Genomic DNA, 17,486 nt, shown 5'->3' on the forward strand with positions numbered 1-17,486 from the left:
TCAGGCGAACGGCTCCAGCGGCGAGTCCAGCCATCCCGCGTCGATCCCGAACCAGTCGGCGACCAGGCCGAACACGTCGAGCAACCAGAGTGTCACCAGCACCACGGCGCCGGTTGCGGCGAACAGCAGCAGCCGGACGACGATGTGCTGCTGCTTCTGCCACTCGTTCCACCGGTCGTAGCGCCCGCGGGCGAAGTGCAGCAGCCGGCGCGCCCCCTCGAACTCCGAGGCCAGTACGGCCAGCCCGGTGAACACGACCAGCCAGCCGGGGCCGGGGTAGGGGATCAGGATGATGCCGACGATCACGATCAGGGTGCCGAGCACCCCGATGCCCCAGCGCCAGCAGCGATCCACGACCGGACGGTGCCGCAGGCCGTCGCGGAAGCCGCGGTAGCGGGTCTGCGCGCCGTGGTAGCGGGCTCGCCATCCGTGGGCTGCCGGGGCCGTGGGCTGGCGGGCGGCGGCGCCGTGATCGGGTGCGCTGCCCGGGGACCGGCCGTCGCTCATGGCCCGCATGGTTCCAGATGTCTGCGCACGAGCCCTGCTGCGGGCGGATACCGTGGGTGTCATGAACACCGTTCCCACCGGCGAGCGACATTCGGAGTCCGTGGAGAACTACCTGAAGACCATTTTCCTGCTGGGGGAGCGGTGGGAGGGGTCGGTGGGCATCTCCGCACTGGCCGAGCGGTTGCAGGTGTCCTCGCCGTCAGCGTCGGGGATGGTCCGCAAGCTGGTCGACACCGGGCTCGTCGATCACGCCCGGTACGCCGGGATCACCCTCACCCCGGCCGGCCGGGCGTCCGCGCTGGCCGTGGTCCGGCGGCACCGGCTGATCGAGATGTTCCTGGTCACCGAGCTGGATCTGGCCTGGGACGAGGTGCACGAGGAGGCCGAGGCGCTGGAGCACGCCGTCTCCGACCGCCTGCTGGACCGGATCGACGACCGGCTCGGGCATCCCCGGTTCGACCCGCACGGTGATCCCATCCCGGGCCGCGACGGGGACCTGCCCGAGGTGCTCGCCCGCCGGCTGCCCGAGCTCCGCTTCGGCGAGGGTGGCGAGCTCGTCCGGGTGGACGACACGGATCCCGAGGTGCTCCGCTATCTCGACGCGCACGACGTCCGGCTCGGCGACCGGGTGCTGCTCGTCGCCCGCAAGCCCTTCGACGGCCCGTTCGTGGTGCGGTTGACCCGTCCCGGTGACGGTCGTGCCGACACCGACGAGGAGTGGGGTCCGTCGCTGGCACGGGCGCTCTGGGTCGGGTCCGGCGCCCCGGTCTGATCCGCCCTGCGACGGCGGCGGGGCCGGGGGATCGCATCCCCCGGCCCCGCCGGTCGGTCAGCTCCGGTCGTCGCCGGACCCGGGTGCTCTCCCGGGGTCGTCCACCCCGTTCGAGGGGGTCGTCGCGAACTCGGCGACGGCGGTCTCGCACATCAGCGGATCGGTCTCCTCCTGCTGCGCGGCCGGCTGCTCGGCTTCACCGGGCTCCGCTCGGCTGGTGCTGCGGCGCAGCGAGTCCAGCGGTGAGGGTTCCGGCGGCAGCGCCACCACGAACCGCTCGTCACGCAGGGCCGTGGACAGGCCGATCGCCATCAGGATCAGCACGATGCCCAGCGGGAGCCCGGCCACGATCGCCGCGGTCTGGAGTGCGGACAGTGCGTCCGCCCCGGTCGCGGCGCCGGCGGCGAGCAGCACCGCGGCGATCACGCCCTCCAGGACGGCCCAGAACAGTCGCTGTTGCCAGCGCGGGTTCGGGTCGCCACCGTTGGTGAGTATGTCGACGACGAGCGAGCCGGAGTCCGAGGAGGTCGCGAAGAACAGCACGACCACGAACACCGTCAGGATCGACGCCAGCGTGATCAGGAACGAGGGGACCGGCAACTGGGCCAGCAGCACGTAGATCGCGGTTTCCGGCTCTGCGGTCGCCAGCGGGTGCTGCGGGTCGTTCTGCACGAGCTCCAGCGCGCTGCTGCCGAAGACGGTCAGCCACACCATGGAGGCGCCGACCGGGGCGAACAGGCAGCCGGCGACGAACTGCCGGATGGTGCGGCCGTAGGAGATCCGCGCCAGGAACATGCCGACGAACGGCGACCAGGAGATCCACCAGCCCCAGTAGAAGAGCGTCCAGCCGCTCTGCCACCCGTCAGCGGTGCCGTTACCGCCGTCCGGGAAGGTCTCGAAGCTCAGCCCCGGGACCTCCTGGACGTAGTTGCCGATGTTCGCGGCCAGGCTGTTGAGCAGGTCGCGGGTCGGGCCGAAGAAGAACACGAACAGCATCAGCGCGAGCGCGAGCCACAGGTTCAGCAGGGCCAGCCGCCGGATGCCCTTGTCGAGGCCGAGCATCAGCGAGGCGATCGCGACGGCGGTGATCCCCAGGATCAGCAGCACCTGGAGGGTAGTGGTGTTCTCCCAGCCGAACAGCACGTCGAGTCCGGCGGCGACCTGCTGCGCCCCGATGCCGAGCGAGGTGGCCAGGCCGAACAGCGTGCCGAACACGGCGAGCACGTCGACCAGGTAGCCCGGCCAGCCGTTGATCCGGTCCTTGAGCAGCGGGTACAGCGCCGCGGCCGGACGCAGCGGCAGCCCCCGGCGGAACGCGAAGTAGCCCAGCGACACACCGAGCACGATGTAGATCGCCCACGGGTGCAGGCCCCAGTGGAAGAACGTGTAGAGCATCGAGTCGCGGGCGGCCTCCGGCGAGCTCCCCTCACCGGTCGGCGGCTCGGTGAAGTGCGAGATCGGCTCCGAGACCGCGTAGAACACCAGGCCGATGCCCATACCCGCGGTGAACAGCATGGCGAACCACGAGGTGTTGCCGTACTCCGGTGTGGAGTCCGACGGCCCGAGCTTCACCCGGCCGTACCGGGACATCATGAGGAACAGGACGAAGATCAGGAACCCGGTGGCGGAGAAGATGTACAGCCAGCCGAGCGTGTCGGTGATCCAGCCGTTGACCGCACTCGCGACCCTACCGAGCGACGTCGGCGAGATCACGCCCCACAACACGAAAGCCACGGCCAGTACGGCCGAGCTGATGAAGACGGGAGGGCTGGTGTGCTCCCGCAGATATCGGACGATCAACTCGATTCCCCCCAGACTGCCCGGGTCGTCGCGATGACGACCACAGTCACGATTCAGACCTTTGCGTCATATCGGAGGCACTGTAGGTCCACTCGAGGCTTCCGCACAGCGCGGGGCACGCTCGGGTGGCCCGCACCACCGCCGCGCCCTACCCTGAAGAGCCATCGCGACCGCGCCGGACACTGACGAGGAGCGTCGTGCTCGAGGACCGCCCCGCCCGTCCGCTGGACCCGTGTGAGATGCGTGTTCTGGCCGAGATCTCGGCGGCCACCCTGCGCGACGATCCCGGTCTGGTGCACCGGTTGGACGGCGTGGAAGGTCGGCTGCACCCACCGGTGGCACAGACCGGAACCCCACTGGCATGGCCGCTCGTACTCGGAGTGATGACGGTGGCCGTGCTCTACGCGCTGGTGATCGTGATGCTCCCACCGGTGCTGGCGCTGTCCGTGGTGCTCGGGGTGCAGCTGGTTCTGGTGCCCGCCGGCTGCCTGATCTGGGCACGGCGACGCGGCGAACTCTGAGACACGCGAACGGGCCCGGCCCCGCGGGATGCGGAACCGGGCCCGTTGCCGGCAGTGCTGTCGGTGCCGGCAGCACCCGCAGTGCCGTGGGAGCTGCCGGTGTTGGTCAGCGCACGGCGTCGGCCGCGCCGGTCTCGGTGTCGGAGGACTGCGAGCGCAGCGAGCCGTCCGAGCTCTCCAGGTGCGCGCGAACGAACCACTGGAACTGCTCCAGCTGGCCGGCCTGCGCGATCAGCATGTCCTGGGTGACCGGGTCGAGCGTCTCCAGCTTCCCGATCTGCGTGCGGTGGTCGGTGATGACACCGGTGTAGACGAGATCCAGCGCACCGAGGTGAGCGATCGCCTCGTCCCGGCCGATCGAGTAGTCGTCCCAGGTGCGGTCGCGCACCAGCGCGCCGGGGGTTCCGTCGGGCGATCCGCCGAGGGTGGCGATCCGCTCGGCGGCGTCGTCGACCATCGCCCGGACGCTGTCGACCTGCGGGTCCAGCATCTCGTGCACGGCGATGAAGTTCGGGCCCACCACGTTCCAGTGCACGTGCTTGAGGGTCAGCTGCAGGTCGTTCAGCGCGTGCAGACGGTTCTGCAGCAGCTCCACGACCTGCTCGGCGTCGCCCCGCTCGAGCCCGGGAACGGTGTAGCGGATGGTGGCCATGATGAATCGCTGTCCTTCCGTGTGGTGATCGTGGTGCAGGGCGGGTCTCAGGACGCCGCGGGACGGGTGCCGTCCGGCTCGACCGGCTGTTCGGCGAGGTGCACACCATCGCCGTCGGGGCTTTCGTCGACGGGTGTGTCGCTCTGCTCCGTCGGGACCGGACCGGTCCCCACACCGGGCGCGTCGGGCGTCGTCATGTGATTCGGGTACCCGCTCGGCGCGGGTTCATGTACGACGCGGCCGGTCCGATTCCGGCGGGTGCGCCATCGGCCGCCGTGGCCGTGGTGAGTGCAACCAGCCGGCCGGGGCCCGGCCTCAGGTGTCGAGCTGCTTCGCGCGGTCGGCCGGACGCTCGCCGGTGAGGTGCTCCCAGGTGCTGGTCATGTGCAGCAGCCGGTCCAGTGCGTTGCCGCGGTGGTCCAGGTGCAGTGCGATCCCGGCGGCCGCGGTGCGACGGCGCAGCATCAGCAGTGCCGCCAGCCCGTACGAGTCGCAGAACCCCAGCTCGGAACAGTCGAGCCGAAGCTCGTGCGGGTCGACGGCGGCCTGCAGCGCGGCGTCGGCGGTGGCGGCCAGCTCGTCGGAGGTCTCGTAGTCGAGATCCCCGGACAGCGCGACCCGCACGACGCCCGGTCGTGGCTCGGAGTACGTCACGGACAATCCTCGTTCGTCGTTCACGCCGGTCTCCCGGCACCGTGGGCGTCGCGGGCGCGGGTGGTGAGTGCCGTCGCCAGCAGCTCCGACGCCCTGGGGAACTCGCGCAGCTCGTCGGCGAGCAGGTCGAGGACCGGTGGCAGCACGTGCTGCGGCACCGATCGGGCCGACAGCACCGATGCCGTCCAGTCCAGGAACCCGGTGAACAGGTCCGGATCGCCGGTGTACAGCGCCACGGCGAGGAAGTCGACGATGTGCCGGACGTCCTCGGCGGTCCGCAGCAGCTGGGTGTCGTCGTAGCGCGCCATCTCCGGGATCCGGCCGGACAGCCCGTCGACGACGCCGGCGACCAGCGCCGTCGCGTTCCGGTCGACCAGGGTGAACTCCTGGTCGGACAGGTGGGGCAGATCGTCGGTCGGCTGGGAGTGCGGGCGGGCCGGTGCCGGAAGACCGCCGTCCAGCGTGTCCGCGGCCGCCCGCGCATCGGGGGCCCACGCGTCGGCGGCGAGCAGCCGGGCGTACCGGCCGTCCGCGCCGAACGCGGCCCCGCCGACGATGACCGGGACGCCCGCGGCCTGGCAGGCCGAGATCGTCGCGTGCGCGGTCGGGAGCCGGGTCGCGATCGACGACGACAGCGCCACCGCGTCCGGCCCGGTGCGGTGCAGGTGGGTGATCAGGTGCGCGGACGGGACCTGGGCGCCGAGGTAGTCGACGGCGAACCCGCGCAGCCGCAGCACCTCGGCCAGCAGCCGGGCCGGGAACGCGTGCCACTCGCCGTCGACGCAGGCGACGGTGATCCGGCCGCGCTCGCCCCGGCCCCGGGGGACGGACAGCGCCAGCGTGGAGATCACTCGGTCGTTGATGGCGGTCGCGGCGTGCTCCTGGGCGACCGAGATGCGGTTGGCGGCCCAGTCCTCGCCGATCGACGCCTGCACCGCACCGATCACCTCGAGCAGCACCGACTCAGGGGCGATCCCCTCGTGGAGCGCATCGACGACGACGTCGACCGCGGTGTACTCGTCGCCGCGCAGCACCGCATCCCGCAGCAGCGCCGTGCACCGTGCGATCGGGTCCCGGTGTCCTCCGGTCATGCGGTGTACCGGCCGCGCCCGTGCCCGCCCACCGCCGAGAGATGGCGGCCGCGCGGGGCGGAGACGGCGAGCAGCGCCATGTCGTCGTGCGCGTTGCGGCCGACCCACTCGGTGGTCACCATCTGGATCCGCTCCACGACCGCCTCGGCGGGCAGCCCGGCGCACTCGCCGGCCACCCGCTGGAGGCGCTGCTCCCCGAACTGGTCGCGGCCCATCGGGCCGCCGAGGGCCTCGGTGATTCCGTCGGTGTAGAGCAGGCAGGTCTCGCCCGGGGCCAGCCGGGTCTCGTAGGTGGTCGCCTCGACGACCGGCAGCACACCGACCAGCGTGCCCCGGGTGTCGGCCTCCTCGACCCGGCCGTCCGCCCGGACGATCAGCGGCGGCGGGTGCCCGGCGGCGGTGAGCCGCAGCCGGACGTCCGATCCGTCCCTGGTGACCGACGCCAGCACCAGCGTCACGAACCGGGTGTGGTCCTCGCTGACCAGGGAGTCGTTGAGCAGGCCGAGCAGGCGGACGTGGTCGTCGGCCATCGGGAGCAGCGCGTGCAGCGTGCTGCGGATCCGCCCGGTCAGCACGGCCGCCTCGAGACCCTTGCCGCACACGTCCCCGAGCACGGCGAGTGTCTGTGCCGCACCGTCCGGGGTGGGGGCGCAGGGGTGCACGTCGTAGAAGTCGCCGCCGACCCGATCGCCGTCCTCGGCGGGCCGGTAGCCGCCCGCGAACTCGATGCCGGCGATCTCCTGCAGCTTCGGCGGCAGCAGGTCACGCATCAGCGTCTCGGTGATGGACGCCTGCCGGGCGAACATCCGGGCGGCCGACATCGCCAGGCCGGAACGGGCGGCGAACTCGCGCGCGGTCGACTCCTCGCCCTCGCTGAAGGGGCCGGAGCCGGGCCGGCGCAGCAGCACCAGCGCACCGGCGGGGATGCCGTGTCCCGGGAGCGGGGTGACCACGATCGATCCGGCCTCGCCGATCTCCGGCGGCACCAGCCAGGACGGCGCCGCCGCCGGGTCGATCCAGCGGGACGGGACGGGCGGGAAGCCCTGCAACGCCTCGGCCAGGCCCGGCACCTCGTCCGGATCGAGCCGGCTGGTGGCCGACCGCGGTGCGCCGTGCCCGGAGACGGCGGTGACGACCCGGAACTGACGGCGGGTCGCCGGGGTGAGCACGACGGCGGCGTCGGCCAGCGCGTCGACCGCCAGCCCGGCGATCACCTCCATGCACCGCTGCAGGTTCAGCGAACCGAGCAGCGCAGCCGATGCGTCGGAGAGGAAGACCGCGCGGGACTGCTCGATCCGCAGCTCGTCGCGGACGGAACGGACGTCGGTGACGTCGATCAGCCACCAGGTGACCGAGCCGTCGTCGTGCCTGCTCGGCGTGGCCTCCAGCGCCCGGCCGTCCACCACGTCGGAGAAGGTGACGGGCTCGGTGCCCGGGACCGGGTGGGCGCCGGACAGCCACGGTGCGACCCGGCTCAGCCCGGCGCCGGTCCGGAGGGCGGGGACGAGCAGGAGCGCCGCATCGTTGATCTCGAGCACGGTCCCGTCGGGGCCCACGGTCAGTGCGGCGCACGGAGCCCCTGCCCACCTGGCGTCGGCGGCGGACGTCCGCTCGTCGGTGGCCTGCTGGATCTCCGTCACGTCGACTACCGGTCTCCCTGCTGCTCGATTTGCCTTCCGGGTCGGGAAGGGGATCGCACGGTACCGCCCGATCAGCGGGAGCGCGCCGGTCACGCCGCTGGGGTGCCCCGGCCGGAGTACCTCCGCGCGAGCGCGGCGACACCAGGGGAGACCGCGGATCGGGTCACCTCGGCGGGCGTGCGGCGTTGTTCACCGGTGCCGCCACCGGGAGTGACGAGCGGTTCGGCGTCGGCTGGTCGAGCGGGCCCTTCGAGCGGTCCCCGGTGGTCCCCGGTGCGGCGCGGTGGGCCGGTGCCGCTGAGTCCGCGCTGAGAAAAGTGCGCCACCTCAGCTCTCTCTCAGGTCCGGCGGGCACCGTCGGTCGGGAACGACGGCGGCGGACGCCCGCCGGGGGGAGGATCCATGACGCTGCTCGACGTACTCGTCCTGATCGTGCTGCTCGCCGCCGTGGTGGGTGGGTTCCGCAGGCTCGGCGGTGTCGCCCGGGCCGGGAGCCTGCTGGGCCTGGTGGTCGGTGCCGGTCTCGGTGCCGCCTGGGGTTCGCAGCTGGCCGGTCTCGGCGGAACCCCGGGATCGGCCTGGCTGTGGGGGCTGCTCGGCATCCTCGGTGGCCTGCTGCTCGGCTCGCTGGTCGGGAGATTCCTGGGCGGCCTGATCAGCAGGCTGCTCGCCGGGGCCCGGCTGTCGTTCCTGGACCGGGCGGTCGGGGGCATCACAGGCGGTATCGCTGCGCTGCTCGTGATGTGGCTGGTGTCCTGGGTGGTCCCGTCCCTGGTGAACCCGGCCGCACTCGCTCCGGTGACCTCGCTGGTGGAATCGCTCGGCGGACAGAGCCGGATCCTGGGCTCGGTCGGGGAGGTGTTCCCGACGACCACCTCTGCGGTGCGCGACGCGGTGGACGCGGCCCGACCGCCCGCCGGCTGAGCCGGTACAGGGAGTGCTCCTCGCCGGATCGCGACGCGCATTCGCCCCCGACGCGCTGCAGGACCCGACGAGGAGCACTCGTCGGGTCAACGCGTCGGCCCCCGGCTCGGATACCCCCTGATGCGGTGATGGCACGGAACACCGGCCACCCGGAGCGACGGAACGGTGCTCGAGCGCCTCGACCTTGCCGGGCACCGCGCCGCCGGAGAGCCGCGGATCCGGCAGCTGGATGTCGACCGCCGGGGACCGAGTCGCCGGAGAACCGCGGATCCGGCGGCTGGGGGAGCACCGCCGGGTACCGGGCTGCCGGGGTTCCGCGGATCCGGCAGCTGGATGTCGACCGCCGGGACCGAGTCGACGGAGATCCGCGGGTCCGGCAGCCGGGGCGCACCGCCGGGCACTGCGTCGCTGGACTTCCCCGTATCCGGCGGTTGGGCGCCCTCCGCCGGATACTGCTGCGCCGCCGGGGTTCCGCGGATCCGGCGGTCGGGCGCCATCGCCGGGCGCTGCTGCGCTGCTGGAGTTCGGCGGTTCCGGCGGTTGGGCGCCACCGCCAGCCACTCCTGCGCTGCTGGGTTCCGCGGATCCGGGAGTCGAGCGCCCACCGCCGGGCGCCGAGCCCGCACCGCCGGGTGCTGCCCGGTTCGCCGGGGCCGGCCGTGCAGCTCAGCAGGGGTGGCGCCGTCGGCCCGGGAGCGCGGCCGCCGGGCCGCACCACAGGGCCGGAACGGGTGGGGTCCAGGGCGAACCGTTCGCCACGGAGGACGGTCCGTGCGCCGTCGTCGACCATTGATCCGGGTAACGATGCTGGTCAGGGCGGAGACAGCGGAGTGGAACCGGCGACCCGACCACCGAGAACACCACGCCTGCACGGCCTGTCGGCCGTGAAGTGCCCGGCGTCACAGAAGTCCGTTCACGGCCGAAACTGCTTGCGAGTCCCGGTCGTAAACTGTGGACGCGTCGAGCTCATGGTCGCTGACCTGGGATGACTCCTGTTGTTCGCCAGAGGTACCCCCCCGGTTTGACCATGCCGGACACCGTGCCGTAACTTCTTTCTTGTCAGCGAGTGAGCCGGACAGAACGGGCCTGAGGGCCCGGTCAACAGGCCCGCTGGCCACAGAGGTCCCCCCGGTGGATGTCCGAGTTTCTCGGGTGTTTATGGTGGTGGGGTCAAGGCGATCCGCCTTCGGATCCGGTTGTGAGGCCGGTGGTGTGGTGCGGGTGTCTTTTGAGAACTCAACAGTGTGTCGAGCTATTTATATAGTTTTGGCGTTTTTATGCCAGTTTGTTTGGCTGTGGCTGGTCGATCCCGTCGGCTGGTCATGGTGTTTGTCAGGGTTTTGTTGGAGAGTTTGATCCTGGCTCAGGACGAACGCTGGCGGCGTGCTTAACACATGCAAGTCGAGCGGTAAGGCCCTTTCGGGGGTACACGAGCGGCGAACGGGTGAGTAACACGTGGGTGACCTGCCCTCCACTCTGGGATAAGCCCGGGAAACTGGGTCTAATACCGGATAGGACACGTTGATGCATGTCTTCGTGTGGAAAGTTTTTTCGGTGGGGGATGGGCCCGCGGCCTATCAGCTTGTTGGTGGGGTGATGGCCTACCAAGGCGGTGACGGGTAGCCGGCCTGAGAGGGCGACCGGCCACACTGGGACTGAGACACGGCCCAGACTCCTACGGGAGGCAGCAGTGGGGAATATTGCGCAATGGGCGGAAGCCTGACGCAGCGACGCCGCGTGGGGGATGACGGCCTTCGGGTTGTAAACCTCTTTCGCCAGGGACGAAGAGCAATTGACGGTACCTGGAGAAGAAGCACCGGCCAACTACGTGCCAGCAGCCGCGGTAACACGTAGGGTGCGAGCGTTGTCCGGAATTATTGGGCGTAAAGAGCTCGTAGGCGGTGTGTCGCGTCGATCGTGAAAACTTGGGGCTTAACTCTGAGCGTGCGGTCGATACGGGCATCACTTGAGTTCGGCAGGGGAGACTGGAATTCCTGGTGTAGCGGTGAAATGCGCAGATATCAGGAGGAACACCGGTGGCGAAGGCGGGTCTCTGGGCCGATACTGACGCTGAGGAGCGAAAGCGTGGGGAGCGAACAGGATTAGATACCCTGGTAGTCCACGCCGTAAACGTTGGGCGCTAGGTGTGGGGACCATTCCACGGTTTCTGTGCCGCAGCTAACGCATTAAGCGCCCCGCCTGGGGAGTACGGCCGCAAGGCTAAAACTCAAAGGAATTGACGGGGGCCCGCACAAGCGGCGGAGCATGTGGATTAATTCGATGCAACGCGAAGAACCTTACCTGGGTTTGACATGCACAGGACCGCGGCAGAGATGTCGTTTCCCTTGTGGCCTGTGTGCAGGTGGTGCATGGCTGTCGTCAGCTCGTGTCGTGAGATGTTGGGTTAAGTCCCGCAACGAGCGCAACCCTTGTTCCATGTTGCCAGCACGTAATGGTGGGGACTCATGGGAGACTGCCGGGGTCAACTCGGAGGAAGGTGGGGATGACGTCAAGTCATCATGCCCCTTATGTCCAGGGCTTCACACATGCTACAATGGCTCATACAGAGGGCTGCGAGACCGTGAGGTGGAGCGAATCCCTTAAAGTGAGTCTCAGTTCGGATCGGGGTCTGCAACTCGACCCCGTGAAGTTGGAGTCGCTAGTAATCGCAGATCAGCAACGCTGCGGTGAATACGTTCCCGGGCCTTGTACACACCGCCCGTCACGTCACGAAAGTTGGTAACACCCGAAGCCGGCGGCCCAACCCTTGTGGAGGGAGCTGTCGAAGGTGGGACTGGCGATTGGGACGAAGTCGTAACAAGGTAGCCGTACCGGAAGGTGCGGCTGGATCACCTCCTTTCTAAGGAGTCTCACCGAGTGGTGGGGCGCCAACGTTTTACGCACGTTGTTTTGTGTGGATTGTGTTGGTTCCTTATTCGAGATCATGCCTGTCGGGGCCGTTCGTGTTCCGGGGTGTGTCTGGGTGGAACATGAGGCGTCAAGGCTGAGTTCGGCACACTGTTGGGTCCTGAGGGGACATCCGGTTGGGTGTTGTCTTCTGGCCGTCCGTCTGGTGGTTTCCTAACGCGTTCCTTGTGTGGGGTGTGGTGGTTGCTGTCCGGGTTGGTGTGGTTGTGGGTTGAGTGTTGCATAGTGGATGCGAGCATCTTGTTGTGGTCAAGTTGTTAAGAGCACATGGTGGATGCCTGGGCATCAGGAGCCGATGAAGGACGTGGGAGGCCGCGATAGGCCTCGGGGAGCTGTCAACCGAGCTGTGATCCGAGGGTGTCCGAATGGGGAAACCCAGCACCCGTCATGGGGTGTTACCCGTACCTGAATTCATAGGGTGCGTGGAGGGAACGTGGGGAAGTGAAACATCTCAGTACCCACAGGAAGAGAAAACAATAGTGATTCCGTGAGTAGTGGCGAGCGAAAGCGGAAGAGGCTAAACCGTGTCCGTGTCAAGCCGGCAGGTGTTGCGGGTGCGGGGTTGTTGGGACGTGTTGTTCACCTTCTGCCGAGGGTGGGATGATGTGGTGCTGTGTTAGCGGAAGACTTCTGGGAAGGGTCGCCGGAGTGGGTGAGAGCCCCGTACGCGAAAATGCAGTGTCTGTCATGAATGTTGTTCCCGAGTAGCAGCGAGCCCGTGAAATTCGCTGTGAATCTGGCGGGACCACCCGTCAAGCCTAAATACTACCTGATGACCGATAGCGGACAAGTACCGTGAGGGAAAGGTGAAAAGTACCCCGGGAGGGGAGTGAAATAGTACCTGAAACCGTGTGCTTACAAGCCGTCAGAGCCTGAAGTCTCTTTGTGGGGCAGGGTGATGGCGTGCCTTTTGAAGAATGAGCCTGCGAGTTATGCTTCGTGGCGAGGTTAACCTGTGTGGGGTAGCCGTAGCGAAAGCGAGTCCGAATAGGGCGGTGGAGTCGCGGGGTGTAGACCCGAAGCGGAGTGATCTACCCATGGCCAGGGTGAAGCGTCGGTAAGACGTCGTGGAGGCCCGAACCCACCAGGGTTGAAAACCTGGGGGATGAGCTGTGGGTAGGGGTGAAAGGCCAATCAAACTTCGTGATAGCTGGTTCTCCCCGAAATGCATTTAGGTGCAGCGTCGTGTGTTTCTCACCGGAGGTAGAGCACTGGATGGCCTAGGGGGCCGACAAGCTTACCGAAGTCAGCCAAACTCCGAATGCCGGTGAGTGAGAGCGCGGCAGTGAGACTGCGGGGGATAAGCTTCGTGGTCGAGAGGGAAACAGCCCAGATCACCGGCTAAGGCCCCTAAGCGTGCGCTAAGTGGGAAAGGATGTGGGATCGCCCGGACAACCAGGAGGTTGGCTTAGAAGCAGCCACCCTTGAAAGAGTGCGTAATAGCTCACTGGTCAAGTGGTCCTGCGCCGACAATGTAGCGGGGCTCAAGCGCACCGCCGAAGCCGTGGCAATGACACGTAGAGTGTTGTTGGGTAGGGGAGCGTCCTGCATCTGGTGAAGCCCGGGAGTGATTTACGGGTGGAGGGTGTGGGAGTGAGAATGCAGGCATGAGTAGCGAATGCAGAGTGAGAATCTCTGCCGCCGGATGACCAAGGGTTCCTGGGCCAGGTTGTTCCGCCCAGGGTGAGCCGGGACCTAAGGCGAGGCCGTCAGGCGTAGTCGATGGACAACGGGTTGATATTCCCGTGCTCGTGATAGTGCGTCCATGCTGAATCTGGTGATGCTAACCATCCGAACCCACCTCGGCTCCTTCGGGAGTTGTGTTTGTGGGGGAGCGTGGGATCCGATCTGGTAGTAGGCAAGTGATGGGGTGACGCAGGAGGGTAGCTCCGCCACGCGGTGGTTGTCGTGGTGTAAGCCTGTAGCCTGATTTCCTAGGTAAATCCGGGGGATCGTGAAGGGTGAGAGGTGATGCGTAGCCGATTGAGGCGAAGAGGGTGATCCCATGCTGTCGAGAAAAGCCTCTAGCGAGTGCTGTTGCGGCCCGTACCCCAAACCGACACAGGTGGTCAGGTAGAGAATACCGAGGCGATCGAGAGAACTGTGGTTAAGGAATTCGGCAAAATGCCTCCGTAACTTCGGGAGAAGGAGGGCCATCTGCCTTGAGGCCTCTTGCAGGCTAGGGGTGGGTGGTCGCAGAGACCAGGCCCAAGCGACTGTTTACTAAAAACACAGGTCCGTGCGAAGTCGCAAGACGATGTATACGGACTGACGCCTGCCCGGTGCTGGAACGTTAAGAGGACCTGTTAGTCCTTCGGGGCGAAGCGGAGAATTTAAGCGCCAGTAAACGGCGGTGGTAACTATAACCATCCTAAGGTAGCGAAATTCCTTGTCGGGTAAGTTCCGACCTGCACGAATGGCGTAACGACTTGGGCGCTGTCTCGACCACAGACTCGGCGAAATTGCACTACGAGTAAAGATGCTCGTTACGCGCGGCAGGACGGAAAGACCCCGGGACCTTTACTATAGCTTGGTATTGATGCTCGGTTCGGCTTGTGTAGGATAGGTGGGAGACTGTGAAGCGTTCACGCTAGTGGGTGTGGAGTCGTTGTTGAAATACCACTCTGGTCGAATTGGGTGTCTCAACCTCGGGCCATGATCTGGTTCAGGGACAGTGCCTGGTGGGTAGTTTAACTGGGGCGGTTGCCTCCCAAAGAGTAACGGAGGCGCCCAAAGGTTCCCTCAGCCTGGTTGGCAATCAGGTGTTGAGTGTAAGTGCACAAGGGAGCTTGACTGTGAGACTGACGGGTCGAGCAGGGACGAAAGTCGGGACTAGTGATCCGGCACCACCTTGTGGAAGGGGTGTCGCTCAACGGATAAAAGGTACCCCGGGGATAACAGGCTGATCTTGCCCAAGAGTCCATATCGACGGCATGGTTTGGCACCTCGATGTCGGCTCGTCGCATCCTGGGGCTGGAGTAGGTCCCAAGGGTTGGGCTGTTCGCCCATTAAAGCGGTACGCGAGCTGGGTTTAGAACGTCGTGAGACAGTTCGGTCCCTATCCGCCGCGCGCGTTGGAGATTTGAGGAAGGCTGTCCCTAGTACGAGAGGACCGGGACGGACGAACCTCTGGTGTGCCAGTTGTCCCGCCAGGGGCACGGCTGGTTGGCTATGTTCGGGAGGGATAACCGCTGAAGGCATCTAAGCGGGAAGCCTGTTCCAAGATGAGGTCTCCTACCACCTTGAGTGGGTAAGGCTCCCAGGAGATGACTGGGTTGATAGGCCGGAGATGGAAGCCCTGTGAGGGGTGGAGTTGACCGGTACTAATAGGCCGAGGGCTTGCTCACAACATTTTGTTCGCATCCACTGTGTGACCCTGAGCCCACAACCAGTTTTTGGTTGTGTGGTGGGTTGAAGAGAAGTTGATAGTGTTGTCGGTGGTCATAGCGTTAGGGAAACGCCCGGTCCCATTCCGAACCCGGTAGCTAAGCCTTTCCGCGCCGATGGTACTGCACTCGACAGGGTGTGGGAGAGTAGGTCGCTGCCGACATTCAACATGTGTAGGGGATGCCCCGGACTTCGGTCCGGGGCATTTCCGCATTTCCAGGCCTTTTTTATGCTGGCCGGCCCGGATGACTGCGGGGTTGCCCGCCCGGATGGACGCACGGTGTCGGCCTGATGCTCGCGGAGCGCGCACCCGGTATGGGGATGCCCGCCCGATGCGCCGATGCGCCGGCTCGCCAGTGCGCTCCCAGTGCGCTCCCCCCAGTGCGTGTGTGCCGGTGGGCGCCCGGGGGCGCGGCCGTCAGTGGACGGGCGTCCCCACGTGGCCGGGAGTTCCGAGGGCTACGCCAGGGTCGTGAGACGCCCCGTGGACTGCACTGGTGTGACGGTCGACCGGTGCGCGGTGCGCGGTGCGTGAGTCGGAGGCGCGGGGACGAGGCAGCGTGTCGACGCCGGCCCGGCCGACGCCGGTGACACCGTCGCGATACGGCAGAGCGGCCAGGTCGCAGCCCAGCCGCTGGGACCCCAACAGACCCGGTGCGCAGGCGCACGCCCGGATGCGGGCCCGCGCGCGCCTGCCGGCCAGTTACATGCCCGAGTTCGGGCCCGCGCGCGGCTGCTGCCCCGGTGCCGCCCCGGTGCACGCCCTGGTGGGCGCTGGTGCGCACCAGATGTGTGCCCGTCCGCGGGGATCCCTGCGGGGGCGGATGTTGCGAGAGGTACACCAGAGTCCTGGACGGCCCCGCGGACAGCACTGGTGTGACCGTCGGCAGGTGCGCGGCTCGAGGCGCGGAGGCGAGGCTCGGTTTGTCGATGGCGCCGGCCCGGCGGATGTCGGTGACACGATCGCTATATAACCGAGCGGACAGGCGGAGCGGTGCCGCCGCGGGAGCTGCGACAGCTCCGGTGCGCAGGTGCTGCACACCCGGTCTGTGCCGGCGCGCGGCCGGTGTATGCCGGTGCGTGCGCAGCGCTGTTTCGTGTGCAGTGTGCTGCTCAGTGCGGAGCGTGCTGCTGGGTGCGGAGGGTGGTGGTTCGTGTCGCGCGTTGTGGTGAGAGCCGAGCGTGCCGTTGCGTGACGAGCCTGCCGTTGCGGGACGAGCGTGGCGGTGCGTGCCCAGCGCCCCGGTGCAGGCCTGGGATGCGTGCGACGCGTGCCCGGCGTGGCGGCGGTGGCGTCCGCTGTGTGCCCCTCCCGGAGGGCCACCCCCGCGAGGGAGCCGGTTCCGAGGGGTACACCAGAGTCGTGGAGGGCCCCGCCGACAGCACTGGTGTGACTGTCGGAGTGTGATGGATGGTGGGCGGGGCCCACTGGGCTCGGAGTGGGCCGAGTGTGTGGGGTGCTGGCGGGGAGTGGAGAGCTCGGCCGCACCGGGGCGTGGGTCAGGGCGCGTCGATACCGACGGCCTGGCTGATGTCGGTGAAGCGGTCGCGGCGCAGCAGGGCGGCGAGATCGCGGTGCAGCCGTGAGGGCCAGAGCAGCCCCCCGTAGACGAACCCGGTGTAGGCCTGGACCAGCGCGGCGCCGGCCCGGATCCGCTGGTAGGCGTCGAGGGCGTCCTCGATCCCACCGACGGAGATGATCGTCTGGTCCTCGGCCAGCCGGGCCCGCAACCGTCCGACCACGGCGAGCGCGCGCTGCGCCAGCGGGCGGCCGGAGAGTCCACCCGCACCGAGTGCGGCGACCTCGTCGGCGGGGGTGCGCAGGCCGTCCCGGGCGAGCGTGGTGTTCGTCGCGACCACCCCGTCGAGCTGCAGACGTACCGCGAGATCGGCGACCGCGTCGATGTCGTCGTCGCTCAGGTCGACCGTGATCTTCACCAGCAGCGGCACCCGGCGATCGGCCGAGACCCGGTCGAGCTCCTCGCGGACCGCGACCAGCAGCGGCTCCAGCGCGTCGACCTGCTGAAGATCGCGGAGGCCCGGGGTGTTCGGGGAGCTGACGTTCACGACCACGTAGTCGGCGTAGCCGCCGAGCGCGGCGGCACTCGCCCGGTAGTCGGCGGCGGCGTCGTCGGCGGGAACGGCTTTGCTCTTCCCGATGTTCACCCCGAGCACCGGCATCCCGGGGAGAGAGCGCGCCCGCAGTGCGGAGAGCCGCGGGGCGACGGCCGCCGCGCCCGCGTTGTTGAAGCCCAGTCGGTTCAGCAGCGCCCGGTCCTCGACGAGCCGGAACAGCCGCGGCTTCGGGTTGCCGGGCTGCGGGCGTCCGGTGACGGTTCCGATCTCGACCGCGCCGAAGCCGAGACGGCCCAGCGCCAGCACGCCCCGGGCGTCCTTGTCGAAGCCCGCGGCCAACCCGAGCGGCCCGGCGAAGTCGAGACCCAGCACCCGGGTGCGCAGCACCGGGTCGGACGGCACGAGTGCCTCGGCGACCCGCGGACCGACCGCGGGCGCCCCGCCGACGGCGCGGACGACGGCGAACCCGGCGCGGTGGGCGGGTTCGGACGGGACGTGCCGCAGGACCGTGCGCATCAGGGCGTCGTACATGGC

11 protein-coding genes and 3 rRNA genes are annotated in these 17,486 nt (G+C 68.0%); 6 read left to right on the top strand and 8 right to left on the bottom strand.

Features of this window, described 5'->3' with window-relative positions; translation table 11 throughout:
* The gene (locus Pdca_RS03140) at positions 1–507 is read right to left on the bottom strand and encodes a TIGR02611 family protein (protein WP_085916525.1); all 507 of its coding nucleotides are present in this window, start codon (positions 505–507) and stop codon (positions 1–3) included.
* A 61-nt stretch (positions 508–568) separates the two neighbouring features.
* Here Pdca_RS03140 and Pdca_RS03145 point away from each other — a divergent pair, with 61 nt between their 5' ends.
* Positions 569–1,279, top strand: coding sequence for a metal-dependent transcriptional regulator (locus Pdca_RS03145; protein WP_085916524.1), 711 nt, complete (start codon positions 569–571; stop codon positions 1,277–1,279).
* Positions 1,280–1,336: 57 nt separating this feature from the next.
* Here the strand turns inward: Pdca_RS03145 and Pdca_RS03150 are convergent, their stop codons facing one another.
* Entirely contained in the window at positions 1,337–3,079 is a 1,743-nt protein-coding gene (locus tag Pdca_RS03150) for a BCCT family transporter (RefSeq protein WP_085916523.1), read from the bottom strand.
* 197 nt (positions 3,080–3,276) lie between these two features.
* Between Pdca_RS03150 and Pdca_RS03155 the strand changes: the two genes are divergently transcribed.
* Complete coding sequence (locus tag Pdca_RS03155) at positions 3,277–3,600, top strand: hypothetical protein (RefSeq protein ID WP_085916522.1); 324 nt, start codon at positions 3,277–3,279, stop codon at positions 3,598–3,600.
* Positions 3,601–3,706: 106 nt separating this feature from the next.
* Here the strand turns inward: Pdca_RS03155 and Pdca_RS03160 are convergent, their stop codons facing one another.
* The 5 genes from Pdca_RS03160 to Pdca_RS03175 all read right to left on the bottom strand — a co-directional run bounded on the left by Pdca_RS03160 (position 3,707) and on the right by Pdca_RS03175 (position 7,637).
* Positions 3,707–4,252 carry a Dps family protein gene (locus Pdca_RS03160; protein ID WP_085916521.1) on the bottom strand — a complete coding sequence of 182 codons (546 nt, stop codon included), beginning with the start codon at positions 4,250–4,252 and terminating at the stop codon, positions 3,707–3,709.
* Positions 4,253–4,299: 47 nt separating this feature from the next.
* Positions 4,300–4,449, bottom strand: a complete 150-nt coding sequence (locus tag Pdca_RS35270) for a hypothetical protein (RefSeq protein WP_158092356.1) — start codon at positions 4,447–4,449, stop codon at positions 4,300–4,302.
* Between the two features lie 118 nt (positions 4,450–4,567).
* The gene (locus tag Pdca_RS03165) at positions 4,568–4,906 is read right to left on the bottom strand and encodes an STAS domain-containing protein (RefSeq protein WP_197719904.1); all 339 of its coding nucleotides are present in this window, start codon (positions 4,904–4,906) and stop codon (positions 4,568–4,570) included.
* 20 nt (positions 4,907–4,926) lie between these two features.
* On the bottom strand, positions 4,927–5,997 hold the full coding sequence (locus Pdca_RS03170) for a cobalamin B12-binding domain-containing protein (RefSeq protein WP_085916519.1): 1,071 nt from the start codon (positions 5,995–5,997) through the stop codon (positions 4,927–4,929).
* On the bottom strand, positions 5,994–7,637 hold the full coding sequence (locus tag Pdca_RS03175; RefSeq protein WP_307724088.1) for a PP2C family protein-serine/threonine phosphatase: 1,644 nt from the start codon (positions 7,635–7,637) through the stop codon (positions 5,994–5,996). Before Pdca_RS03175 ends, Pdca_RS03170 begins: the two co-directional genes overlap by 4 nt.
* A 402-nt stretch (positions 7,638–8,039) precedes the next feature.
* Between Pdca_RS03175 and Pdca_RS03180 the strand changes: the two genes are divergently transcribed.
* From Pdca_RS03180 to rrf, 4 genes are all read left to right on the top strand, one after another.
* Positions 8,040–8,561: a CvpA family protein gene (locus tag Pdca_RS03180; protein WP_085916518.1), complete on the top strand. Its 522-nt coding sequence runs from the start codon at positions 8,040–8,042 to the stop codon at positions 8,559–8,561.
* A gap of 1,340 nt (positions 8,562–9,901) precedes the next feature.
* A 16S ribosomal RNA gene (locus Pdca_RS03185) occupies positions 9,902–11,421 on the top strand.
* Positions 11,422–11,736: 315 nt separating this feature from the next.
* Positions 11,737–14,836, top strand: a 23S ribosomal RNA gene (locus tag Pdca_RS03190).
* A gap of 86 nt (positions 14,837–14,922) precedes the next feature.
* Positions 14,923–15,039: ribosomal RNA gene (gene rrf, locus Pdca_RS03195) — 5S ribosomal RNA — on the top strand.
* The 16S, 23S and 5S rRNA genes sit together here, the layout of an rRNA operon.
* 1,337 nt (positions 15,040–16,376) lie before the next feature.
* On the opposite strand, the gene Pdca_RS03200 is transcribed toward rrf, so the two are convergent.
* Positions 16,377–17,483 (bottom strand): quinone-dependent dihydroorotate dehydrogenase, encoded by a 1,107-nt coding sequence (locus Pdca_RS03200; RefSeq protein ID WP_085916201.1) that lies wholly within the window; start codon positions 17,481–17,483, stop codon positions 16,377–16,379.
* Positions 17,484–17,486 lie beyond the last annotated feature (3 nt).

Origin of the sequence: Pseudonocardia autotrophica (genome assembly GCF_003945385.1) — a bacterium.
Classification (GTDB): domain Bacteria; phylum Actinomycetota; class Actinomycetes; order Mycobacteriales; family Pseudonocardiaceae; genus Pseudonocardia; species Pseudonocardia autotrophica.